The following is a 24,064-nucleotide window of genomic DNA, read 5'->3' on the forward strand; positions in this document are numbered from 1 at the left end:
TAACCAACCAGGGGGTTCATGCAATGAGGGCAAGAAATCTTGAAACCGATTTCAAAGGAATTATGTATTGGAGAAGCATAGCGCTTGCCGTGCTCTTAACATGCCTTCCCATCTCGGCCATAACGGCCGTTTATCTGTATGTAGGGAATCAGCATATGATCAATCAATATCAACAGCGGAACGAGGAAACCTTGGTCGACGCTGCGAGGCAAGTGGACGAGCAGTTCACGCAGCTGGTCCAATATGCGCTCAATATGGTGGTGAAGCCCCACTTTAAGCCTTCCTTGTCAGATATGGATTTTGTATCGAATATTGAAGAGACGGACGAGCTGTTCAATACGTTGAACCTGGTGGAGAATGCCGATCCTCTTGTCGACCAGGTATACCTCTATATCAAAAAGCAAAATAAAATCATGGAGCCTGATCTCGGCCTCCGATCGCTTGACCGGGAAAAGGATGCGGCCAGCTTCAAGAGTCTGATGGACGGGGATGCCGATATGTTCTGGGTGCATGATCTTGAGCGTCCTTTCAACAAAGGGGGCTCCACCCATGCGCTCGTGATGAGGCTTCCGTTCAACGGCCATACGCCGTACGGGGCCATCGTCATTTACATTGACCCATCGAAGCTGCACGTTATCCGCAATAGCGAGAATGTATCCTTCCTGCTGGATGACCAGGGCCATGTGATCGGGGAGTCCGGGATGAGCAGCCAAATGCCGGAGGCGATGCAAGCGATCCGGGAGCAGCTGATGCTGCGCGGACGCGAAGACGTCCAGACCTCCAATCAGCTGCGGATGAAGGTTCGGATCCCACAGGATGTATTGCTTGTAAATACCGTTCAATTTGAAAAGATGCAGCGGCAATGGACCTATGTATCCGGTACGCCGCAATCGGCAATCATCGCACCGACAAAACCGTACACGCATATCATTCTGATCTGCTTTGCTTTTGCGCTCGCGGCTTCCTTGGCAATAAGCTGGTATGCGTCCAAGAGCATGTACCGTCCGATCCGGAAAATGCTCCATATGATCGGCAGCGATAAAGCCAAGCCCGGCGCAAGGTATAATGAGCTCGATTACATAGAAAATGAGTGGAAGCAGTACCGGTTCTCCCATTCCACGATGCAGAGCCAGTGGAGCCAATCGCTGCCGGCGATTCGCGAGGCTTATATCAATCAATTTCTGAGCGGACAGGCTGCCCATCTGACCGAGAGTGAATACGCGGCAAAGCTGCAGGAAATGGAGCTCGATATTACCGGCAAGCAGTTTGCGGCCATTGTCCTTCAGCAGCATACGCACGGGGAAGACCGGACACCGTTAACGGAAAATGATGAGCATCTCCTTACTTACGCCGCCCTGAATGTCATTCAAGAGCTGGCGGAGGATTTGAAGGCCTACGTTCATCCGATCAACTTCTTTGACGGCTCCTTCGGCGTCATCCTGATCGTCCCGGCCTCCTCCGATGCAGATGACGGGCGTGCCGACATCATCAAATCATTGTGCGATCAGATCATGCGCGCCCTGCGGGATACGCTGCGCATGACGGCAACCCTTGTGCTTGGGGGGCCGAGCCGGAAATGGACCGATGTTCCCCATCTGCTGGAGCAGGCCAAGCGGGCGCTGCATTACCGCTCCTTCGATGCCGGCAGTCAGGTGCTTGAGGCCGAAACGGTGCTGTCCCAGAAAAATGACTGGGTCGACTTTCCGCTGGAGCTGGAGCAGGAGTTCATTCATGCCTTGAATCTGGGGCTGCACGACAATGCACGGCGGTCCCTAAGCCGGTTCGTCACGGCCCTTCAGGCGGGAGGCGGCTCGGAATGGCATGTCCATCATGGGCTGATGCGGCTGCTTACCAGCGTTCATCGCTCCATGCTGCAGGCCGGACTGAACCCTTACCAGGTGTACGACTTCTCCAATCTGCAGGAGCAGCTGTCCCTGCTCCGCGATTCCAAAGCTTGCGTGGACTGGTTCCAAAGGGAGATTATCGAGCCCTATCTCGATCAGCTGAAGAAGAATTTCAACAGCTCCATGAAATCCCTGGTGGAACACGTGCTTGAGCAAATCGAACAGAACGGGATGCAGGATCTGTCCCTGGATACGATCGCCATGGAAGCCGGCGTCAGCGTATCTCAGCTAAGTAAAGCGTTTAAGCAGATGACGGGCACGAACTATGTGGACTATCTGACAACCGTGCGCATGAACCGCTGTAAAGAGCTGCTGCTCACGACCGACCTGCGGATTCATGAAATCGCGGAGGCCGCGGGGTACCAGCCCTCGTACTTCAATCGAATGTTCAAGAAGCTCGAAGGCGTGACGCCAGGCCAATACCGCCAGCAGGGCTCCGCCGATTAGTGTAATTGTACGAGAACCCCCTCCTCGATTGGAGCAGAATGAAAAAGCCGCAGGTTGGCTGCAACAGCAATCCACCTGCGGCTTGATTTCGTATTGATAAATAGGTTTTTCCTATTGGATATTGGAAGGACAAGCGGACGAAAACTCTCCCTTTATCCGGGCTCCTCGCGGCTGTATCGTCCAGTTATGCCTGGCCCTCATTCTGCCGCTCGCCTACCGCTTCATGAAGCCCTTCCCCTCCAGGAATTCCTTCATATGCAGTCTCACCGGCTCGGCGAGGCGCTTGCCCATCAGCTCCGACCAAGGCGTGCGATTCTTGCCGTTCGTCCGCTTGGACAGGTATTCGGCGGAGATTTGGTCATATCGCTTCGCTTCTTCAATTGTCGCCCGGTCGTAGCTTTCCCGGTGCAGCACCGCTTCCACGGGGAGACGCGGGCGGAGGCCCGGCTGCTGGTCCGGATGGCCGAGACACATGCCGAATACGGGATAGACCAGCTCCGGCAAATCGAGCGCTTCGGCAAATTCGGCAATCCTGTTGCGGATCCCGCCGATATAAACGATGCCGAGTCCGAGCGATTCCGCGGCGATGGCGGCATTCTGCGCAGAGAGCGCAGTGTCTACCGTCGCAACGATGAAGTTTTCGGTCGAATCCTCATACGTCGGCTGGTCGCCGACATGGGGCTCTGTTATTTTTTTCAGCCGGTACAGATCCGCGCACCATACGAGAAATACGGGACATTCCACAATATACGCCTGATTTCCCGCTAATTCCGCCAATCTTCTCTTCTTCTCCGAATCGGTAATCGCGATAATGCTGTAAGCCTGGACATTGCTGGACGTGGATGCCATCTGCCCGGCCGCCACAATCGTCTTCAGCTGCTCCTCCGTCACAGGCTCGTCCGTGAACTTCCGAATCGATCGATGATTCATTAACAAGGACAACGTATCGTTCATCAGCTATTCTCACTCCTAGGCTTTTGTAATATGAGGTATACTATCCTTTCCAGGCAAATGCTCCATTCTGTGCACATACCTGTCTGCCTCCTCGCTTGGCATTCGCAGTTAAACCATGATGGCGCACCGCACGAAAGCTGATCGCTCGGACCGACTTGCCATGCATAGTTGTACCAAAAGTCATTATCCCCTTGCGTGGTACTTTCAATCTATTATGTAACTTTGGACTTGGAGCCGCAAGCTTCCGCGCCCCGCCAGCATACGAAGGGAAGCACCGCAAAAAAACCGGCGTGCTATGGCGAGATAGCAGCCGGTTTCTATTCAGCCCGAAGCTGACAGCCTACGGATTAATCCATTGCCTTCCCTTAAGATACGACGTCGTATCCCTGATCTTCGATGGCTTCCTTCAGCGCGTCAAGGCTTACCTTGGAATCATCATATTCAATGCTTACGGTGCCTGATGCAAGATCTACGGTTCCCGAAGCTCCGGCATTCTTCAGCGCGCCTTCAACCGAATTTACGCAATGATTGCAGGACATGCCTTCTACGGTTAACGTCACTTGTTTCATGATGCTCCTCCTCCTATCGATCGTTTCATCTTACACATCTTCACTGTACTATACCCCCGGTAGGTATGTAAAGTCCATGATTACGCATGTTTCTGCAATAAAAACACGAAAAAAGTAGGAAGATTTATCCTTTAATTTTGCTATAATGAAAACAATATCAACGCTTTAATTGCAATTCATACAATTTCGGACAACATCTCCCCAGCATCCTCAAAATTTTTTCCATAAAATTTGAATATTGTTGCAGGAATTACCAATCCAGTGTCGAACTCTCTTATTACGGAAGTAATGAATGATGAAAGTAGGAATTCGATCATGGTATTTGACGGTATTATATTAGGGATACTTGTCGGACTGATTCGGGGCGGTTTCCGTCACGGACTGCAGCAATTCAGCAAGATTCGCCTGAAGGGCGGCCTTATATTCCCGATCCTCCTGATTGTGCAGCTGCTCATATTCCGCTTTCAAGAGAATATCGGTTGGTTGGCAGACGCGAGCGGATATATATTTATGCTCATCTACGTTGCAGGCATGATTTTCCTATGGATGAACCGGGATCAGAAGGGCTTCGGCAGCATACTGGCAGGGGTGTTCCTTAACTTCCTCGTCATGGCCGTCAACGGCGGCAGAATGCCGGTGTCAATGAGCGCCGCATCTGTCCTGGATCCTGTCTATGTGGACATGCTCATGGATGCGACGGCGACAACCAAGCATTACTTGATGGATGCATCAACGCGTCTTGCATTCCTCGGCGACATCATTCCATTATCTCCGCCATATCCGAGAACACAGGTTATCAGCATCGGCGATATTATCATGAATATCGGAATATTCTTCTACATCGTTCATCTCATGACTTCCGGTAAGAATACCGCCGTTAAGAACATCATGCGCAAGCAAGGCAAGCCTGAACATGTGGAACCGCAAAATTAATCATACATCAAACTACCTGGAAAGGAGGGAGAACTATGAAGAAAACTGATAAAATCAAGTATTCCCGCATCGTGCTGAATGCGATCATCGTTGCTTCCGTTGTTGTCGCCCTGACTTCCGGTTACAGATTGGGATAATAAGCATCTCACAAAAAACAGGCTGGAATTTTCAGCCTGTTTTTTTACATCTTTTTCGTTGTTTTGCCCTGCAATATATCTTAAAATGTGTAGAAAACAACATGCTTTATTGAGGAGAAACCATTATGTCCCTATTCAAGCGCGCTCAGATCTCCAGAGAGCTATCAGGACAGCTGTACTTTGTGTTTATTTCACTGATGGGCTGTATAACCTTTATGATCGTACATCAAGGAGAATTTTTAAATTACGCTCCTTCGCAGTGGGTATGGGTTTATGCCATGTTAGGCGCCGCGCTGATATTGAATTATTTCACCTTCCAGCTCCCTCCTGAAGGCAACTTGCAATCAATGGATTCCTCCGTTTATTTGGCGTGCATATTTATTTATGGCGCTCCGTTCGCCCTCTCTGTCATCCTGTTTAATACAATCGCAATCGCTCTCTATGACAGGAAGGTGCCGTTCTGGAAGCATTTTGTTAACTTCTGCATATACACCCTTATGATCGTCGGCTCCTCTTTGGTGTTCAAAGCCGCCGGAGGGCAGACAGGGCCTATTCTCAACAATCATTTCGGCGCTTATCTGGCAGCCCTTCTCATCTATTTCATCATTAATGTGCTTCTGCTCGGATTCTATTATTATTTACTGTACAGAGGCTCTCTATATGATATTCTCAAATCCTTTATCAAGGATACGCTGCTGGTCTACTTGAGCACACTGATCCTTTCCCTGGTTCTATCCGTTCTGATCGTACATAACGGCGTCTTCGGGCTCACGCTGTTCATCGGGCTCAGCGTCATGCTCTCGTATTCCTTCAAGCAGCTGTTCCTGATGTACAACGAGGTTCAGGAGAAGGCCATCAAGGACCAGCGGACAGGATTGTATAACCACAGCTATTTCGAGAGCCTGCTCGAAGACGAGATCAAAAAAGCGAAGGCCAGTCAATCTCCTTTGTCTTTGGCGATGATCGATATTGATGATTTCAAGAAATACAATGATCAGTTCGGACATTTGAAGGGCGACATGCTGCTCGGCTTTCTCGGAAATTATCTGAAGGTTGAGGCCCAGGCGGCCGGAGTTGTGGCGTCCCGGTTCGGCGGCGAGGAGTTTACGCTGCTTATGCCAGGGTATGACGAAAGCAAAGCCGAGGTATTCATCAACAGGCTCCGCAAAAAATTGAATGATTCGTATTTCGACGGCGTGGAAATCTTCCCGTCCGGCTGCCTCTCCTTCTCCTCTGGGATCGCTCCATACCGGATGGATATCCACGATAAATCGCAGCTGGTCGAGCAGGCCGATCAGGCACTGTATTACGCCAAAAAACAGGGCAAGAACAATGTCCATGTGTACGGAAGCGGCGAGAAGAAGGAATTCGAGATCGACTTTGCGGAGGATGCGCGGGATATCGAGCAGCAGTTGAAGCTGTTTCTTTACAAGGATGTGGATACGTTCAAGCACTCGAAACGGGTATTCCGCTACGCGATGGATATGAGCGAGGTGCTTGGCCTCGACAGTGTCGAGCGCCGCAATTTCGTGCTTGGAGCGCTCATCCACGATATCGGTAAGCTCGAAATTCCATGGGGAATCCTCAATAAACGGGACAAGCTTACGGCAAGTGAATGGGAAACCGTGAAACGGCATGTCAGCTGGGGCAAGCGCATCGCCGAAACGAACGAGAAATTCAAGGAGCTCGTTCCGTATATCGAGCTGCATCACGAACGGTATGACGGGGGCGGTTACCCGCACGGATTCAAGGGAAGCCAAATTCCGAAGCTGTGCCGGATGCTTACCATTATCGATTCCTTCGATGCGATGACAACGGAACGGCCCTATCAAAAAACCAAAACGTTCGAGGAGGGTATTGACGAACTCCGCCGCTGCGCCGGGACGCAATTCGACCCCGAGCTTGTTGAAGTGTTCATTCTGTATATCGTGGACAAGATCGCAGGGCAGCAGCAGCCCGCTGCAGGTCTGGAAACCAATTAACATGATAGCGGACAGGCGACTCTTTAGCCTGATTCTCCCTGATTTGATGTTTGATATGCCTTTAAAAAAGGTAAAAGGTAGTATCCCAACAAATAATGAGGTGAGTTTCATGGCTGATCGCAAAAAGGAGCTTCCCCTTGATCACGGTCCGGGCCATATGGACCATCCTGAGCAATATCCGACGGAAGAAGAGAGCTTGTTCGACAAGTTCGAAAGCGAGCGTCATGTCGACCCGATTCCGATGGAGGATGCTGCATTGGAGCGCCGGGAGGAGAAACGGCGGGACGGCACATCCAAGGACCAATCCTCCAGTCCAGGCAAGTATCACAGCGGCTTTTAGGCCGGTAAACGAACCATCGTCTTCCCCCTCTCTCCCTTAACATGCGGGCTCCGTTCTGGCGGAGCCTTTTTATTTCCGTCTTTTTTCTTTAATATAGAGGAGGATAGATTATTGGCAAACGCCCTAGAGATTATAAAAGAGTGGAGTTGGACCTGTTGTTTTCCATCTGGACATTGAACCGCCTGCAGCGGAGGATGCTGCTGTCACTGATCGGAGCCGTTCTGGCCCTTTCATGCCTGCTGGTGATAGCCGGCGGCCATGAAGCCTCTCAAGGCATTACGGCCGCCATCGAACAGAAATATATCGACAGTGCGGCCATGATCAGCGATCCGGGGCCTGCCCCCGAAGAGGCTTCGGGCGTCATGCCCGGCGTACCGCTTATGATGGCCGGACTGATCGGGCTGCTCGGAAGCATGGATGCGGCGCTAATCATTTATCAGCTTCTCCAGTGCATCTTCCATGCGTTCTCTGTCTATCTGGTGTTCGTGCTGTCACGGTATATGTTTAATCCGCGGATCGCTTTTCTGTGCTGCTTCATCTATGCCCTATTCTGGCCGGCTTACGGGGCCGTGCGGCTGATCCTGCCGGATACGACGATGCAGATGCTGATGCTGCTTCTCGTCTGCGCCGTCATCGGCGCGCTCGAGCTGAAGCAGGCCGGCTGGTACGCCGCTGCAGGGGCGCTCACAGCGATTATGGCGTGCTACAATCTTCAGGCGCTGCTGTATCCGCTCCTATTCATTCCGTTCTGGATCAAATACCGCAGCCCGGCAAGCATCATCGCCGGCGGAACCCTGCTCATTATGGCCGGTTATTTGCTGATCCTCTCGCCGTGGTGGCTTAACATCCCCCTCTTCAATCGGCTGGCGACCTACCTGCCGGGCCCGTGGAATCTAGCCTCCTTATGGCTGGACTCCAGATATATCGAGGGCAACCCGCTGGTGCATCTGTACCGGAGCATATTCGAAGGCCGGACCTCCAAATATGCCGCTGCACTCGGCAACGAAGAGGCACGCAGAGTCGTGCAGTCCGCCCTCGACGCCGTCCGGCTGGTGCTTCTCTACGCCGGGGTAAGCGGCGTGATCTGGTCGGTATGGAAATACCGGCTGAAGCGGCAGCTTCCCGTGCTGCTTACGCTCCTGTATTTCATTACGGCGGAGTGGCTCGTCCCAAGCCTCGACGGCACCGGCTTCCCTTATGCGGTATTCCTGCTGCTGTATGTCGGGTTTCTGGCGGACAAAGCCATTATATACGCGCATAAGACCCGCCTGCTGCGGTCGTAGAACAGAACGTCGTGAGACAGATGGTCCGCCGGCTCGTCCCGCCCGCCATCCGGCAGGCAAGGACCTATATATATTTCATACTCAGCCTGAAAGCACGGATAATGATCGCCAAGTGCCTACAGGCTTTTTTATGTCCGGGTACAATTGCCCTAACATTTTCTTCTAAAAAAGCAATTTTCTCGATAACCTTTTGTCGGCTCTAAACGTCTATAAAGGTAAAGACAATCAAGACGATCTGACGACTACCTATGAAGGAGGATGGTCTTTCATGAAAATACAACGAAAATCCATGATGCTCCTCGGCATTGCTTCTGCCTGCGTGCTTATTGTCATCCTGATTCTTCACTTTGGCGATCGCTCGAATCCTGCAGAGCTGCGAGGACATGAAGCTGCGGAGAATGCTTCCGAACGACCGCTGGTTCAGATCGGCTCCTTGTACATTACGGAGGCTGATCTTGCCCGATATAAAGAACATATGCAGTTTACTTCAGAAACACCAGCTGATGACTCCACGCTTGTGAAAGAGCTTGCCATCGACCAGCTGATGCTGCATTTGGCGAATGAACAAGGGCTGACTGCAACCCGTGAGGAAGGGATTCGGGAGGCTGAGCGGATGCGGAAGACATTACAGGAGCAGCCGGCCGAAGTGCAGGCGCAGCATGCAGCCTTTATCGACGAGCTGAAGGTCAGCGAGGAGGCATACTGGGAGGATTACGCTGCCCCGGTGTATCAGGAGCAATTATCCAAAGCGAATTTGGTTAGCGCGCTGGTCGCCAAGCAGAAGGAGGACGGACGGGACGTGATCGCCACCGGCCATGCCCTTCGAAACGAGCTGCTGGAAGCCGCCTTGAAGGATGGTACGGTGAAAGTGCTGGATCCGGACATGCAGTGGTAACGCCTATCATTTGACGGAGAACGCCCTACCCTTACTGCAGCTCGTTTTCCGAAGCCAACTGCTCCATCCGCTGCTTCCTCTCCCGCTCTTCTCTCGCTTTGCGGTCCCGCTCCATTGCTTCCGCGATATAATCGCGAGGCTTAAGCTTGCCATTCATATTCAGCAGGATAGCAATCATGACAAGCTGAAGGATGACGATAATAGCCAGCACAACATCACCCCCTAACGTTAAAGTATGGTTCACCCAAAGCTGCCTTTAATAAATAAAACACCTTGTTCCTACGGTTGGTTTGGAGCTTTGCCAGATTTCCGCGAATCCGGTAAACTGGATAGGCATGTTTTTTAACTCCGATTGCTGAATCGGACCCCAAATATCGGATGACGAAATGATTGGTGAAGCTTATGACAACCTCAACCGTTAGCATACCTTTTTATAAACGCCCGTTCGGCACGAACCGCTTGGATGTTCCCTTGGCAAAGCTGGCCACCTTGGAAAACAGCCGGGATCTGGTGGCCCACGATGCGCCGGACGCGGCTTTTTTTCGCGGATTGGAATCGCAGGGTCTATTCTTGAACCGCGCCCAGATCCAGGCCGTACGGCATACGCAGGGCCCGCTGCTTACCCTTGCCGGAGCAGGCTCCGGCAAGACGTCCGTGCTGGTCAGCCGCACCGGCTACCTGATCGCCTGCCGCAGGGCCGCCCCGGCCTCCATCCTGCTCGTTACGTTCTCATCCAAGGCCGCGGCCGAGATGAAGGAACGCATCATGGCGCTTCCCGGGCTGAGAGCCGGAGAAGCGGCCAAAGTGACGGCAAGAACATTCCACTCCTTCTTCCTGTATCTGCTCCGCACGCGAGGGTATCGCCAGGAAATTCTGGGAAACGCAAGGCATCAGCAATTCATCATCAAGCGCATACTCCGGGAAATGGGACTGCAGGACCGCTATGAGGCTGAAACGCTGCTCTCGCTATGGTCCGCTTACCGGATGAACATGACCGGGATGAATGAGCTGCCCGGCAGCACGCCGGCGGAAGTGGAGCAGCGCGAAATCTTCGCCCGCTACGAGGCGTGGAAGGAAGCGCACGACCAGATGGATTTTGACGATATCCTGGTGCTGTCGCATCGTCTGCTTACAACCGAGCCGGCATTGCTGGCCTCGCTGCAAAGGCGTTACCGGTATGTCATGGTCGATGAATTTCAAGACACCGGGCTGCTGCCGTATGAGCTTCTGAAGCTAATCGTCGCCCCGCACCGCAACCTCATGGTGGTCGGCGATGACGATCAGACGATCTACGGCTTCAATGGCGCCCGAAACGAGTTTATTCTTGAATTCGATCAGACCTACCCCGATGCGAAAATCATCACCCTGGATATCAATTACCGCTCCCTCTCCTCGATCGTCGGGCTCGGCAATGAAATCATCCGGGTCAACCAGCGGCGCCGTCCCAAGCAGCTGCGATCCACCCGCAAGAGCGGCAGCGTGCCGCTGTACTTGCGTCCCGGCGACCCTGACCAAGAAGCCGAGCTGCTGCTGAACCATATTACGGAAGAGATCCGGGAGCGCGGCAGGTCCTATCGGGATTATGCGATTTTATACCGGACCGCCAGCAATAGCAGAGCCATATTTGAACAGCTGGTGATGCGGGAAATTCCGTTCATTCATTATGAAAATGGCGAGCTGTTCTACGAGCAATGGGTCGTCAAGCCGGTGATGGACCATCTGCGCCTGTCGCTGGACCGCCGCAATTTTAACGCTATGGAGGGAATGCTCCATACCTTGTATGTGAACCGGGACAAAGGCATGGCCTTTATCCGGGAGAAGGATGCGCCCCGTCCCAAGAAGGGACCTCTTGCCCATCTGCTGAGCTATCCCGGCCTGAAAGACTTTCAGGTCGAGCAAATCCGGGAACGCTCCAAGCTGATTAAAGGGCTGCAGGCCATGGAGCCGGTATCGGCCATTCAAGAGATCCGGCGGCGCTTCTATGACAAGTTCCTGGAGGCGGATGAGCGGCAGGAGCTGACGCTGCATAAGGAGCTGATTCAGGAAGGGCTTGATGAGCTGGAGGCCTCAGCCAAGCGGTTCAAAGAGGTTGCCGAGTTCGTCGGCTTCGTGGACCGTCTCATTGATATCCATCGGGAGATGGCGGCAATGAAGCGGGACGAGGAAGCGGATGCGATCCGGCTGATGACGATTCATAAATCGAAGGGGCTGGAATTCCCTTCGGTCTGCCTGATCGGGGCAAGCGAGGGCATTTTACCCCATTCCTCTTCGCTCCTCGCCGAGCATTTGGACGATCACCATCCGTTGTCGGACAAGGAAGATAAGGCACTGGATGCGCTGGAGGAGGAGCGCCGGCTGGCTTACGTGGCGATCACCAGAGCCCGGGATGAGCTCATCATAAGCTCACCGGCTTACTATCGCGGGCGTAAAACCGACGTGTCGCGCTTCTTCCGGGACGTCTTCCTTACGGAAGAGCAGCGCGAACAAGCACGCGGGAACGCTTCGGAAGCGGCCGAAGCCCGGAGAACCCGCGGAAATGGCTTTGAGACAGCCCGCAGGCCGGCATCTTCGGGACGGCCCGTGTCAACGCGGACGGCAGGCGGCGGCTCCGACAGAGCATCACGGGAGCATAAGCGGAAGCCGATTCCGGTAACAGTTCCCGGTACGGTTAACCCGGAGCGACGGGAGCCCCAGCCGCCCGTTGAAATGGAAACCGTCAACGTATGGCTGTGCACGGGAGCGGGCTGCAAGGGCTGGCAGCGGATCCAGCCTGCCGGGCAAGCTCCTGTCCGCGGCTCCCGGGGTTCTGAGGGCAAGGCATGCCCGCTATGCCAAGCGCCGATGAAGCAGGGCCGTAAAGAGGTGCCTGTCCCGAAGCGTGTGCGAAGGTCGTAATTGCAAGGCTTCCCGGTGAATCGAACCATGGAGGCCGTAAGGGCCATGCCTACAACATCCGAAAATTTCGACACCATTCGATGTTTCCTTATATAATAACGAAAGATTCAAAAGAGCCTCCTCTCTCGCATGCTGGGATCCGAGAGAGGAGGCTCTTTGGTCTGATTATCCGGCATTTTTCGTCCCGGTGACGCTTTAGGTCGTTCCGTAAGTGTCGTGCATTTCCGCCCCGGTGAGCTTTAGGTCATTCGCAAGCGCCGTACATTATCGCTTGATCCTGCTTACGCACGGGGAGATGACGTGGAATCGCGCTCAATCAGCGTCGTAGGCAGCAGCAGCTCCATATACGGGGCCTCCGGCTGCTCCATCCGCCAGAACAGCTGCCGGATCGCGGTCTGACCGAATAGCGCCAGATCGACGGCCATCGTAGTCGTTTTCGGCGTTGCGAGCCTGGACAGCTGCCCGTTATCGAAGCTGACGATGGATATATCCGTCGGAACCTGATAACCCATATTCTGAACGGTCGAATTCACGATGAAGCCGAGACCGTCGTTGACGCAAAACCAAGCGGTCGGCTGTTCCCCCATCGCCCCGATCCGCTTCTCCAAGAACTCCGGGTCCTCCAGCGCGTCCGAAACGACCCACTCCGGATTCACGGTCAGCCCAAGCTCATGGTGGGCAAGATGGAAGCCCTCGAGCCGCTCGTAATAACTCGGCGAAAAGGAGGTGTTTCCGATAAAGCCCATTCGGGAATGCCCCAGCTCAGACAGGTACTTCACGGCCCGGTAAGCGCTAAAGCGGTTGTTCGTCAAAATGGCGTCCGCGTGCACGTCGGGATGATGATGATCGATCAGCACCGTAGGAATGCCGGTGTCTACCAGCTTATTCATATAGTCGGTGCTCAAGTGGGAGAGGATGAGAATGCCGTCGACTTCCCGTTGTTCAATGAAGGCCGGCAGCGCCTCTTCGTCCATCATTTGCTTGGATATCGATTGAATCTGCAAGCTTTTGCCCCTCTTCTGCACTTCCTTCTCGATCGTCAAGTAGATTTCCCCGAAGAAACCTCTCATGGAAAAGGCAAAGTCCGTCGCAACAAGCGCAATGCTGCCGGTTCCTCCCGTCTGTTCCGCCTGACCTGCGCTCCGCTTCCGGCTTCCCGTATACACGTAACCCAGTTCATCCGCCGTCCGGAAGATCAGCCTGCGCGTTTCCTCGCTTACCCCCGCCTTGCCGGACAAGGCCTGGGAAACTGAATTTTTCGAGATATTCAACCGGTCTGCGATATCCTGCATCGTAATTTTTGGCTTCGTCAAGGATAACGTTCCTTTCTCTTATATGAAGAATAGTAGCATCGCATCGAAATATTGGATTCTCATCCTACTATACCGAAAACCGATAGAGATTTGAAAGATTCGCCCAATAACATTACAATTAATATTGTAACGTTACAATAAATCATTGTAAAGCAAAACCGTTCTACACCTTCCGTCAATAAACACACGAAATCTGATAATTTTCACAACTATATCGTTGACAAACCGAGTTTAAATCCATAATAATGTGGATATGGCGCTTTCAGTCATGTTATTAATCGAATTAAGTAACGTTACAAATAAATTTATTGTCATTCTCCCATTGGAAGTCATACGTAAATTAGGAGGACAGGTCAACATGAGGAAAAAGAGAATCGCCATGCTTCTTGCCATGACATTGGTAGGCGGCGCTGTGCTCACCGCTTGCGGAGGCGGCGGGAAAGCCGCTGACGGGACGACCACCGTAGAATTCTGGGCTGCCCCGAACCCGCCGCAGCAGGCCTTCTGGCAGGAGATGGCCAAGGAATACGAGAGCGTTAAGCCGGACGTGAAGATCAACGTCAGCCCGATCAAGGAATCGCCAAGCTCGGAAGCCAGCATCCAGGCAGCCATCGCAGGCGGCAATGCGCCGACGGTAGCCGAAAACATCAACCGCGGCTTCGCGGCCCAGCTGTCGAACAGCAAAGCGCTCATTCCTCTTGACGAGCTGCCCCAATTCCAAGAGATCGTCAGCTCCCGCAACATGAAGGGGACGATCAAGCCCTGGGTATTCGCCGACGGTCATCAGTACGTGCTGCCGATCTATTCCAATCCGATGCTCATCGGATGGCGCACCGACCTGCTCCGCGAAATCGGCTACAACGAGCCTCCCCGTACGTACGGCGAGATTTTGGATGCCACGAGCAAGCTGAAGGAGAAGCATCCGGATAAATTCATGTGGACGAAGGGCGCCGACCTGGCGGATCCGACCGCATGGAAGCGCTGGTTTGACTTCTTCCTGCTGTATAATGCAGCCTCGGACGGCAACAAGTTCGTCGAAGGAACCAGCCTGGTTGCGGATGACAAAGCCGGCGTCAAAGTGCTGAGCTTCGTCGATGAGCTTCGCCAAGCGGGCGGCATTTTGTCCCAGAACGCGACCGACCCGTTCGAGACCGGAGCCGGCGTCTTCACCGATATCGGCCCTTGGACCTTCGATATGTGGAAGACGAAGTATCCGGAGCTTAAGTACGGCGAGAATTATGAATTGACGCTGCCTCCTGTTCCGGACGGCATGGACCCTGCGGATGCGAAGACTTATGCGGACGCCAAGGGCCTCGTCATCTTTCGGGGAGCACCGGAAGCATCCCGGCAAGCGGCAGCCGAGTTCCTGAAATGGGTGTATTCCAAGGAAGAGCATGACGTCAAATGGTTCGAGCAGACCAATCTGCCGCCTGCACGCGATGATTTGACGGAGCTGGAAGGCTTCAAGCAGATTCTCGCGGAGAAGCCGGAGCTTGCTCCTTACGCCGAAGCGGTGTCCAAGGGCGTGCCGGCGATGGACAATCCGAAGTTCAACGAGATTCAGACGCTCATCGGTCAAGAGGCGTTCAATAAAATCATCCGAGGTGAAATCGATCCGCAAACCGGCTGGGACAACATGAAGAAAGCGATTGAAGGTGAGCTTCAATCATGATCGATAAGCGAAATGATAAATTGGGCTGGATATTCTCCAGCCCCTACCTTATTTTCGGACTGGTGTTCTTCCTGGGGCCGCTCGTTTGGTCCCTCTATCTGTCCTTCACGGATTGGGATCTCATCGCTCCCGAATACGATTATGTAGGCCTCGACAACTTCCTGAAAGCCATGGCAACGCCGGGGGTTCAGGCTGCCTTCTGGGTCACCTACAAATTCATGATCATCTTCGTTCCTTTGGTCACGGCCATGTCGCTGGCCGTCGCCGTCGTCATCCAAGGCTTGCCCCGGTTCAAAAGCGTATACCTGATCGGGTTCTTCCTGCCGTATCTGTCCTCGGGGGTCGTCGCATCACTGATCGTGCAGGGCTTCCTGACCTATAACAGTCCGGTCAACGAATTTCTGAGAGGGACGTTCGGCATCCAGATCGACTGGCTCGGCTCTCCTCTCTCGGCGCTGTTTATCGTCGGTTTGATTTTGGCTTGGAAATTTACGGGCTACTATGCGCTGATCCTGACGTCGGGGCTGGAAAGCATCGATCAGGAAATCTATGAAGCTGCGGCGATTGACGGGGTCTCGGACAGACAGCGGTTCTGGAAAATCACGCTGCCGCTCCTGTATCCTGCGCTGTATACGACGCTTATTCTCTCGTTCGGCGTTACCTTCGGCATCTTCACCGAGGTGTACCAGCTAACGGGCGGCGGTCCGAACTTCGCGACGAACACCTGGCAGATGGAAATTTTTAATCAAGCCTTTACGAATCTGCAAGCGGGATATGCTTCGGCGATCGCCATTCTGGCATCCCTGGTAACCTTCATCTCCATCTTCGCAATTCGCAAAGTGCTGGAAATGTGGGGGAAACGCAATGGTTGGGTCTAATAAAAATAACAAGCGGCGTCTTGCGGTCCGTTATGTCTTGGCAACCCTGCTGCTCCTGGTCATGGTCTATCCGTATCTGTACATGGTGCTCAATTCGTTCGCCGATTGGTCACAGGTGGACCGCCAGCTGCTTCCGAGCCAATACTCGCTTCAATCCTATGAATGGCTGCTGACCGGGGGCGAGGTCGGCATTGCCAGACCGTGGACGAACGCATTCCTGAACAGCGTAATCGTATCAGTCGCCTCCACCTTCTTGATGATGCTCTTCGGGATCATGGTGGCTTATGCCCTGTCCAAGATGAAGTTCCGAGGCCGGGACACCGTCAACAACTTCGTGCTCTTTCATATGTTCTTCCCGGCCATCATCCTGCTGATCCCCAACTTCCTGATTATTCAGAAGCTGGGGCTGTACGACACGTATTGGGCGATGATCATACCGAAGGCGGTCAGCCTGTGGGCCATCTTCATGTACACGAATTTCTTCAAGGCGATCCCGGATGCGTTCATCGAGGCGGCCAAGCTGGACGGCGCTTCAGACTTTAAAATTTTGTATAAAATCATGGTACCGATGTCCAAGTCCATTACCGCGGTCATCTTCCTGTTCCTGCTGATGGAACGGTGGACGGAGCTGCTCTGGGATATGATTGTTGCGCGCAGCGACAACATGCTGACGCTGAACGTGCTCCTGTCCCAGATGTTCGGGCCGTACGGCAGCTATCCCGGACCGCTGTATGCGGCATCCGTGCTGCTGACCGCGCCGATCATCATCCTGTTCATCATTTTCGGCAAGAAGTTCAAGGAAGGCATGCAGTTCAGCCTGAAATAAGGCCACTTGCTGCGGCCAAAACCCATCATTACGTTTACTGTCCAAGGAGGCATACTGCATTGACTATGAACCGTTCAACTATAAAAACATGCGAGATCCTGCTGCGCGAATACCAGGATAAGCCGAAAGGCGTCAATAACCCGGTGAAGCTGTCCTTCACCGGCGTTGGCGGCAAGGATGTGTATAACATTACGGCGCCGTTCACGCTGGGCGGGAAGACCATCCTCGCCGGCCGGGTGGAATCCCGGGACAGCGAGCGTTCGGAAATCCGCTTCTTTACCGAGCGCCCGGACAGCAGCTGGGCGCCTCTAAGCGGCGCTCCCGTCTTTATGCTGCAGGATCCGTTCTTCACCTTCATTCAAGGGGAGCTGATCCTCGGCGGTGTCGAAGTCTTCCCGCATCCCCTCAAGGCGGATGCGCCGCTGTGGCGGACGGTATTGTACAAGGGAAAAACGCTCCATGAGCTGACTCCGTTCTTCACCGGCCCCGACGCCATGAAGGATCTGCGCATCGCCGAGCTGCCCGGCGGGGAGATCGCGGTCTTTACCCGGCCGCAAGGAGCGAAAGGCGGCCGGGGCAAAATCGGGTACGCCGTCGCCTCCTCGCTGCGCGACCTGACCGTAGAGCTGGTCAACGAGGCCCCGCTGCTCGCGGACCAGTTCATCGACGCGGAATGGGGCGGTGCCAACGAGTTGCACCTGCTCAAGAACGGGCGGATCGGCGTACTCGGACACGTCGCCTGCTTCGATGACGCCGGAGACCGGCACTACTACCCGATGGTGTTCGCGCTCGACCCGGCTACGGGTGAGCATTCCGACATGGCCCTAATCGCAGTCCGGGCCGATTTCCTGCCGGGCGAAGCCAAACGTCCCGATCTCGCCGATGTCGTGTTTAGCGGCGGGCTCATGCGCAAGCCGGACGGAACGGCGGACCTCTACGCGGGAATCAGCGATGCCGAGGCGCAGCGAATCAGCATGCCCGATCCTTTCCTGCGATTTGAGTCCTGATGCCGTTGCTTTTTGACTGATGCTCGATTCCCGAAACAGCTGTTTTTCGGATCGCTACCCGAACTTGGACATGATTCATCTTCTTAATTATAAATCTGCTTAATGATTGGGGTTGCAGCTATGAATATATATCGTTATGAGGAGAACCCTCTGATCACGCCGGCCGACGTAAAGCCGTACCACGAGGGCTTCGAGGTGATTGGCGCCTTCAATGCAGGCGTTGCCGAATACAACGGTGAAGTGCTGCTGCTGCTGCGCATTGCGGAGCGTCCGGTGAGCAGCGACCCTCGCATCGTGAAGGCTCCCGTATACAACACCCGAACCCGGGAGCTCGACATTCTGGAATTCCGCACAGACGATGAACGCTATGATTTCTCCGATCCCCGGGTCATCCGCAACGTCCATCAAAGCGCATCGTTCGAGTATTTGACCTCTCTGTCATATATTCGGCTGGCGCGCAGCAAGGACGGCCACCGCTTTACGATCGAGGATCAGCCGCTCGTGTATCCGGCCCAATGCCTTGAGACGTTCGGCATCGAGGACCCGCGGGTAACCCAGATCGAGGACACTTACTATATCTACTTCTCCGCCGTCTCCCCCGTCGGGATCGGGGAATCGATGGTGTCCACCAAGGACTTTGTCACCTTCACCCATCACGGCATGATTTTCGGGCCGGACAACAAGGACGTGCTGATCTTCCCGGAGAAAATCGGCGGCAAATACTATGCGCTTCATCGGCCGACCACCAAAAGCACCGGCAATCCGGAAATGTGGATTGCCGAATCCGACAATCTTGTGTATTGGGGCAACCACAAGCATCTTGCCGGACTCCGCGAAGGCATGTGGGACAGCGGCCGCATCGGCGGCGGGGCCGTTCCCATCCGTACGGAGAAGGGCTGGCTGGAGCTCTACCACGGCGCTACCAAGGAGCACCGCTATTGCATGGGCGCCTTGCTGCTGGATCCGAACGATCCGTCGAAAGTGATTGCCCGCTCGAGCCGCCCGATCATGGAGCCTGAAGCAGACTATGAGAAGAACGGATTTTTCGGCGACGTTGTGTTCTCCTGCGGTGCCCTTGTCCATGGGGACGTCGTGAAGATGTATTACGGCGTTGCCGATACGTCCATGGCTTGCGCCGAGCTGAGCCTTAGCGAGATTTTGGACAGCCTTGCCTATGAGTAATGCGCCGGCTCACCTATGAGTAACGCGCCGGATGACTGATGCACATGAAGCCGAGACCCGCTGAAGGTGGGGGCTCGGCTATTTTTTTACGGGATAAACCCTCTCCATAGAACCGGCAGATTCATCCTAAAAAATGACTATGGAAGCGCATTCGAATTGCGTTACAATAGAAGGCAAATGAATTCCATTTTGACGCTCCAGGTGCGCATGTGAACCCTTTCTATGAAATGCTCCCTGGAACCCTAAGGAGGAATCGACGGCATGATTCAAGGCATTGCCCATTTGGCTTTCGATGTGGCCGACATGGAGAAATCCCTGCACTTCTACTGCGGCATTCTCGGATTCACCCGCGCGTTCGATATTCCGGACGATCAGGGCCGGCCATGGATTGAGTACATTAAGGTCAGGGACGGACAATTCATCGAATTGTTCTACGGCGGCCGGAACAAGCCGGAGCGCGTGCAGCAGCCGATCGGCTTCTCGCATCTCTGCCTGGAGGTGCGGGATATCCATGAAATCGCCGAGCATCTCCGCAAGCATGGCGTCCCTCTCGACGTGGAGCCTGTGCAGGGCAAGGATCACAACTGGCAGTGCTGGGCCAAGGATCCTGACGGGAACCGGATCGAATTCATGCAGCTGGATCCGAAATCGCCTCAGATGAACTGCTAATGAATTTTTTTACAAAAGAGAACTCATTCCATGAGCCGGCATAGTGACGTACCGTCCTAGCAGTTGGCATAAACATCCGGAATCATCGACTCAATTAGAGCTCTTCCGCGGGAGTACGTTCCCTGCTGAACAGCTCTTTTTTTCTCCGCATAAATCCGGCTGTTCCCCTCCCTCCTAACCTCTTGCCAACTTCTGTTAATCCGGCTACAATAGAACCACCGTATTATTCAAATTTGAATAATATGAATCAATTTGCATATAAAAAAAGGAGCATACATATCATGAATGCACAGCAAAGCAACATCAAACTCGTTGTGGCCGGGCTGCTGCTCGGGATCTTCATGTCCGCAATCGATAATACGATTGTCGCCACGGCGTTATCCACCATCATTCGCGATCTGCAAGGATTCGATCAAGTGGTGTGGGTAACCTCGGTGTATATGGTTGCCGTCATGGCCGGTACGCCGATCTTCGGCAAGCTGTCCGACATGTATGGACGCAAGCGGTTCTTCATTTTCGGGCTTGTCGTCTTCCTTATCGGATCCGCCTTATGCGGAATGGCCGGAAGCATGACCCAGCTCATTATTTACCGGGCCATTCAGGGCATCGGGGGCGGCGCCCTCATGCCGATCGCCTTTACGATCGTGTTCGACCTGTTCCCGCCGGAGAAACGGGGGAAAATGACGGGTCTGCTCGGCGCCGTCTTCGGGACCTCGAGCATCATGGGGCCGCTTCTTGGCGCCTTCATCACCGACAGCATCGGCTGGGAATGGATTTTCTATGTCAACGTTCCGATCGGGATCGTATCCTTCATCTTCATTATGACGGCATACAAGGAATCCCCTGGGCACACCAAGCAGAAGATCGACTGGACGGGAGCGGCTACGCTCGTCGGCGCCATCATCTGCCTTATGTTCGGCCTCGAGCTCGGCGGCCAGACCTATCCTTGGGGCTCCCCGCAAATTCTGGGACTGTTCGCAGGCTTCCTCGTCCTATTCATCGTGTTTCTGTTTGCGGAGACCCGAGCAGCCGAGCCGATTATCTCGTTCAAGATGTTCCGCAAGCGTCTGTTCGCTTCAAGCAATCTCGTCGCCCTGTTCTATGGCGCAACCTTCATCGTGGCGACCATCTACATTCCGATCTTTGTCAGCGGCGTATACGGCGGCAGCGCCACCAATTCCGGGCTGATCCTGATGCCGATGATGCTTGGCAGCGTAGTCGGGAGCCAGCTGGGCGGCATGCTGACGACCCGTGCCGCATTCCGGAACATTATGATTCTGTCCGCGGTATGCTTTATCGCCGGGATCTTCTGCCTCAGCACCATCGGCCCGGATACCCCGCGTTATTTGCTGACGGTTTATATGGTATTGACGGGCTTTGGCGTCGGATTCTCCTTCTCCGTGCTCAGTATGGCCTCCATCCATAACTTTGACGCACGGCAGCGGGGCGCCGCCACGTCTACGAACTCCTTCCTCCGCTCCTTCGGAATGACGGTAGGGATTACGATATTCGGCATCATTCAGCGTAACGGCCTGAATAATCGTCTTGCCGATCTGGGCGGAAACGCCCCTGCCGGCGCCGACCTGAGCGCCGATGCCACTCTGTCGCCTGAGGTAATGAACCAGATGCCTCCTCAGGTGCGGGAGCAGATCATCGGCTCGCTGGCGGATTCCGTTGCAAGGACCTTTATGTGGGCCTTGGTGCCGGCCGTCCTCGCTCTTGTCTTCGTGCTCATGATGGGCAAAGAGCGGGTCATCGTACCTGGCAAGAAGGCCAAGAATGCGTAAGAGGGCATAAGCCTATGTCGATGAAGCTGGCCATTCTCGGACTGCTGCTGGAGGGCAACTACCACCCTTACGAAATCCACAGCATCATGAAGGACCGCGGCATGGACCAATACACCAAGCTCCAATTGGGCTCCCTATACTATGCCGTGGACCGGCTGGCCGAGGAGGGCTATATCGAAGCGGTAGAAACGATTCAGAGCGACAACCGGCCGGACAAAACCATTTACCGGATCACGAATGCCGGCCGCAAGCATTTTGAGCAGCTGCTGCTGAAGAAGTTCAGGGATATAGAGCCGGTGCATCACCCGCTCTATATCGCGCTCCCCTTCTCCCGACATGCGGATCCCGAAACCCTCGGCCCGATCCTTCAGGCCCGGATTTGGGATGCCGAGCATCGGGTCAATCAGGCGTATCAGTTGTATGTGGAGCACCGCGGCTTCGTTCCCCGAAGCACCCAGCATCTGATGGTCGGAATGTATGAGCACGCGAAGACTGATCTCAACTGGCTGAAACGGCTATATGCGGATGTGATCGATGGACGGCTCGGCATAAAGGGAGAGCCGCTGCCGCTTGATGAGGATGAACGATGATCGGACATTGAACGGATGTTAAAAATGACAAAGAGCGAGACGCCCCTGCCGGGCGGTCTCGCTCTTTTTTGTTTATTTTCAAATTTAGAACAGGAACTCGTCCGGATTGGAGCCAAAGCGCTTGTTCTCGTTCAAGCCGTCGATAGCTGCCATATCCTCGGAAGACAGCTCGAAATCGAAGATGTTGGCATTTTCGCGGATACGATGCTCTTTGATTGACTTCGGTATGACGATCACGCCGTTCTGAATATCCCAGCGCAGAATGACCTGCGCCGTCGTCTTGCCGTATTTCTCGGCGATCTGCGCCAGCACCGGATGATCCAGATTGCCCTGCATCAGCGGGCTCCAGGCTTCGAGCACGATGTTGTTCTCACGCGCATAGGCAAGCAGCTCCTTCTGGGAGAGCAGCGGATGCAGCTCGACCTGGTTCACGACCGGAACGACGCCCGTTTCCTCGATAATATGCTTCAGATGGCGGATTTGGAAGTTACTCACACCGATCGAGCGGACAAGCCCCTCTTTTTGCAGGTGAATAAGTGCCTTCCATGTCTCCAGATACTTATCTCTACCCGGCCAGTGAACCAGGTACAAATCCACGACTTCCAGACCCAGTTTCTTGCGGCTCGTTTCGAAAGCCTGCAGCGTCTTCTCGTAGCCCTGATCGTCGTTCCACACCTTGGTTGTAATGAACAGCTCGTCCCGAGAAACTCCGGATTCGCGAATGGCTTGTCCTACACCCTCTTCATTGCCGTAGATCGCAGCTGTATCGATCATGCGGTATCCGGCGGCAATGGCGGATTTTACGGACTGAATAACCTCTTCGCCTTCTTTGGTCTTCCATACGCCGAGGCCCAGCCAAGGCATCTTGACGCCGTCATTCAAAGTAGGTCCATCGGTAAAAACTTGATTGGCCATTCTGAAATCCCTCCTGATTATGTAATGTCATGCGGTTAGCGGCCGCTTCCTCCAGTATATCAAATTCCAAGTATCCCGCTCAACGTTAGTCGTTAACCGCCTCGGCCTAAGTGATTTCTAAACTTGCTTTAAACGGGATTTAAACTTGGACATGTACAATAGAGACAGCTAAGAACACAGGGAGGAATGCCGGATGGAAAAAATAACGCTGGTCATCGCGCTTGCTGCCCTTGCGGTTGCCGCGATCCTTTTTATAGGCAACATCTGGAACAACGGAATTGCATCCGCCTTTTCCATGAATGCCCGCGCCAAAAAATACGCCGTAGCGTCATTATGCATCTACGCCGTTTCCATCAGCTGCTTCGTGCTTCTCAGGAATATCTGACTTGGATAGGTCCTGGAGCTGAACGCGAAAAGGGCTGATCTCAAGGCAAATAGAAAATATGCCCCAAAGACCAGCCCCCGCTTTTGGATGAACACGCTGCCCAAACCCGTCAGTCAATATTTACGCATGAAGATGCCGAATGTCAGCAGGCCGCAAGCAACCATGAACAGATACGGACCTGCTGCAGCGCCCCGGATCGTTTCCCCTAAGAATTCGATCGTCCTGGACGACACGTACATGATGGTGAACAGCACGGCCAGCAGCGCGAAGCTGTATGCGATAATCTTGTTCATCCGCTTTTCTCGTACTACCTTCACGAACGGATAAATATAGCACACGATAAAAAACACCCCGCCCTGAAGAAACCCGTTCTCCGCGTCGATACCGATATCCAGCCAGTTGAAAAAGAAAGAGGCCAGCGCGAGGCAGGTGGCGATAAAAATGATTTTGCCGCCCAAATCCCATTCCATAAACCGAAGCTTCATTCATTACACTCCCCTA

22 protein-coding genes are annotated in these 24,064 nt (G+C 53.8%); 16 read left to right on the forward strand and 6 right to left on the reverse strand.

Features of this window, described 5'->3' with window-relative positions; all coding sequences use genetic code 11:
- The first annotated feature begins 23 nt into the window (after positions 1 to 23).
- Positions 24 to 2,351 carry a helix-turn-helix domain-containing protein gene (locus NSQ46_RS27515; RefSeq protein WP_210094223.1) on the forward strand — a complete coding sequence of 776 codons (2,328 nt, stop codon included), beginning with the start codon at positions 24 to 26 and terminating at the stop codon, positions 2,349 to 2,351.
- Positions 2,352 to 2,564: 213 nt separating this feature from the next.
- On the opposite strand, the gene nfsA is transcribed toward NSQ46_RS27515, so the two are convergent.
- Together nfsA and NSQ46_RS27525 are read right to left on the reverse strand one after the other, a co-directional pair.
- Positions 2,565 to 3,305 (reverse strand): oxygen-insensitive NADPH nitroreductase, encoded by a 741-nt coding sequence (nfsA, locus tag NSQ46_RS27520; RefSeq protein WP_028404734.1) that lies wholly within the window; start codon positions 3,303 to 3,305, stop codon positions 2,565 to 2,567.
- A gap of 365 nt (positions 3,306 to 3,670) precedes the next feature.
- Positions 3,671 to 3,874, reverse strand: coding sequence for a cation transporter (locus NSQ46_RS27525; RefSeq protein WP_007130536.1), 204 nt, complete (start codon positions 3,872 to 3,874; stop codon positions 3,671 to 3,673).
- A gap of 315 nt (positions 3,875 to 4,189) precedes the next feature.
- On the opposite strand from NSQ46_RS27525, the gene NSQ46_RS27530 reads away from it, so the two are divergent.
- From NSQ46_RS27530 to NSQ46_RS27550, 5 genes are all read left to right on the forward strand, one after another.
- Positions 4,190 to 4,807, forward strand: a complete 618-nt coding sequence (locus NSQ46_RS27530) for a DUF5317 domain-containing protein (RefSeq protein WP_210094224.1) — start codon at positions 4,190 to 4,192, stop codon at positions 4,805 to 4,807.
- A gap of 262 nt (positions 4,808 to 5,069) precedes the next feature.
- Positions 5,070 to 6,926: an HD-GYP domain-containing protein gene (locus tag NSQ46_RS27535; protein WP_007130539.1), complete on the forward strand. Its 1,857-nt coding sequence runs from the start codon at positions 5,070 to 5,072 to the stop codon at positions 6,924 to 6,926.
- Between the two features lie 109 nt (positions 6,927 to 7,035).
- Positions 7,036 to 7,266 carry a hypothetical protein gene (locus NSQ46_RS27540; RefSeq protein WP_007130540.1) on the forward strand — a complete coding sequence of 77 codons (231 nt, stop codon included), beginning with the start codon at positions 7,036 to 7,038 and terminating at the stop codon, positions 7,264 to 7,266.
- A 155-nt stretch (positions 7,267 to 7,421) separates the two neighbouring features.
- Positions 7,422 to 8,549, forward strand: a complete 1,128-nt coding sequence (locus NSQ46_RS27545; RefSeq protein ID WP_028404733.1) for a glycosyltransferase family 39 protein — start codon at positions 7,422 to 7,424, stop codon at positions 8,547 to 8,549.
- 268 nt (positions 8,550 to 8,817) lie between these two features.
- Positions 8,818 to 9,444 carry a hypothetical protein gene (locus NSQ46_RS27550; protein WP_342575446.1) on the forward strand — a complete coding sequence of 209 codons (627 nt, stop codon included), beginning with the start codon at positions 8,818 to 8,820 and terminating at the stop codon, positions 9,442 to 9,444.
- Between the two features lie 31 nt (positions 9,445 to 9,475).
- Here the strand turns inward: NSQ46_RS27550 and NSQ46_RS27555 are convergent, their stop codons facing one another.
- Positions 9,476 to 9,655 carry a hypothetical protein gene (locus NSQ46_RS27555; protein WP_028404731.1) on the reverse strand — a complete coding sequence of 60 codons (180 nt, stop codon included), beginning with the start codon at positions 9,653 to 9,655 and terminating at the stop codon, positions 9,476 to 9,478.
- Between the two features lie 191 nt (positions 9,656 to 9,846).
- On the opposite strand from NSQ46_RS27555, the gene NSQ46_RS27560 reads away from it, so the two are divergent.
- Positions 9,847 to 12,339 (forward strand): UvrD-helicase domain-containing protein, encoded by a 2,493-nt coding sequence (locus NSQ46_RS27560; RefSeq protein ID WP_210094227.1) that lies wholly within the window; start codon positions 9,847 to 9,849, stop codon positions 12,337 to 12,339.
- A gap of 281 nt (positions 12,340 to 12,620) precedes the next feature.
- Here NSQ46_RS27560 and NSQ46_RS27565 read toward each other — a convergent pair whose 3' ends face one another.
- Positions 12,621 to 13,652, reverse strand: a complete 1,032-nt coding sequence (locus NSQ46_RS27565; RefSeq protein ID WP_340897691.1) for a LacI family DNA-binding transcriptional regulator — start codon at positions 13,650 to 13,652, stop codon at positions 12,621 to 12,623.
- A 358-nt stretch (positions 13,653 to 14,010) separates the two neighbouring features.
- Here NSQ46_RS27565 and NSQ46_RS27570 point away from each other — a divergent pair, with 358 nt between their 5' ends.
- The 8 genes from NSQ46_RS27570 to NSQ46_RS27605 all read left to right on the forward strand — a co-directional run bounded on the left by NSQ46_RS27570 (position 14,011) and on the right by NSQ46_RS27605 (position 22,263).
- Positions 14,011 to 15,324, forward strand: a complete 1,314-nt coding sequence (locus NSQ46_RS27570; RefSeq protein ID WP_342575450.1) for an ABC transporter substrate-binding protein — start codon at positions 14,011 to 14,013, stop codon at positions 15,322 to 15,324.
- Entirely contained in the window at positions 15,324 to 16,202 is an 879-nt protein-coding gene (locus tag NSQ46_RS27575; RefSeq protein ID WP_342577021.1) for a sugar ABC transporter permease, read from the forward strand. Before NSQ46_RS27570 ends, NSQ46_RS27575 begins: the two co-directional genes overlap by 1 nt.
- Positions 16,189 to 17,028 carry a carbohydrate ABC transporter permease gene (locus NSQ46_RS27580; RefSeq protein ID WP_210094230.1) on the forward strand — a complete coding sequence of 280 codons (840 nt, stop codon included), beginning with the start codon at positions 16,189 to 16,191 and terminating at the stop codon, positions 17,026 to 17,028. The genes NSQ46_RS27575 and NSQ46_RS27580 overlap by 14 nt, the downstream gene beginning before the upstream one ends.
- A 65-nt stretch (positions 17,029 to 17,093) precedes the next feature.
- Positions 17,094 to 18,035, forward strand: coding sequence for a DUF1861 family protein (locus tag NSQ46_RS27585; protein ID WP_186311115.1), 942 nt, complete (start codon positions 17,094 to 17,096; stop codon positions 18,033 to 18,035).
- A gap of 120 nt (positions 18,036 to 18,155) precedes the next feature.
- The gene (locus NSQ46_RS27590; protein WP_007130550.1) at positions 18,156 to 19,217 is read left to right on the forward strand and encodes a glycoside hydrolase family 130 protein; all 1,062 of its coding nucleotides are present in this window, start codon (positions 18,156 to 18,158) and stop codon (positions 19,215 to 19,217) included.
- A gap of 261 nt (positions 19,218 to 19,478) precedes the next feature.
- A complete protein-coding gene (locus tag NSQ46_RS27595) occupies positions 19,479 to 19,886 on the forward strand; it encodes a VOC family protein (protein WP_007130551.1) in 408 nt (135 codons plus the stop codon).
- A gap of 281 nt (positions 19,887 to 20,167) precedes the next feature.
- Positions 20,168 to 21,673: an MDR family MFS transporter gene (locus tag NSQ46_RS27600; RefSeq protein WP_342575455.1), complete on the forward strand. Its 1,506-nt coding sequence runs from the start codon at positions 20,168 to 20,170 to the stop codon at positions 21,671 to 21,673.
- A 14-nt stretch (positions 21,674 to 21,687) separates the two neighbouring features.
- Positions 21,688 to 22,263 carry a PadR family transcriptional regulator gene (locus NSQ46_RS27605; protein WP_342575456.1) on the forward strand — a complete coding sequence of 192 codons (576 nt, stop codon included), beginning with the start codon at positions 21,688 to 21,690 and terminating at the stop codon, positions 22,261 to 22,263.
- A gap of 84 nt (positions 22,264 to 22,347) precedes the next feature.
- On the opposite strand, the gene NSQ46_RS27610 is transcribed toward NSQ46_RS27605, so the two are convergent.
- Entirely contained in the window at positions 22,348 to 23,178 is an 831-nt protein-coding gene (locus NSQ46_RS27610) for an aldo/keto reductase (RefSeq protein ID WP_007130554.1), read from the reverse strand.
- A 193-nt stretch (positions 23,179 to 23,371) separates the two neighbouring features.
- Here NSQ46_RS27610 and NSQ46_RS27615 point away from each other — a divergent pair, with 193 nt between their 5' ends.
- Positions 23,372 to 23,563 carry a hypothetical protein gene (locus NSQ46_RS27615; protein WP_028404723.1) on the forward strand — a complete coding sequence of 64 codons (192 nt, stop codon included), beginning with the start codon at positions 23,372 to 23,374 and terminating at the stop codon, positions 23,561 to 23,563.
- A gap of 113 nt (positions 23,564 to 23,676) precedes the next feature.
- Here NSQ46_RS27615 and NSQ46_RS27620 read toward each other — a convergent pair whose 3' ends face one another.
- Complete coding sequence (locus tag NSQ46_RS27620; RefSeq protein ID WP_007130556.1) at positions 23,677 to 24,048, reverse strand: hypothetical protein; 372 nt, start codon at positions 24,046 to 24,048, stop codon at positions 23,677 to 23,679.
- Positions 24,049 to 24,064 lie beyond the last annotated feature (16 nt).

It is taken from the genome of Paenibacillus sp. FSL M8-0142, from assembly GCF_038597315.1.
Lineage (GTDB): Bacteria > Bacillota > Bacilli > Paenibacillales > Paenibacillaceae > Paenibacillus_AQ > Paenibacillus_AQ lactis.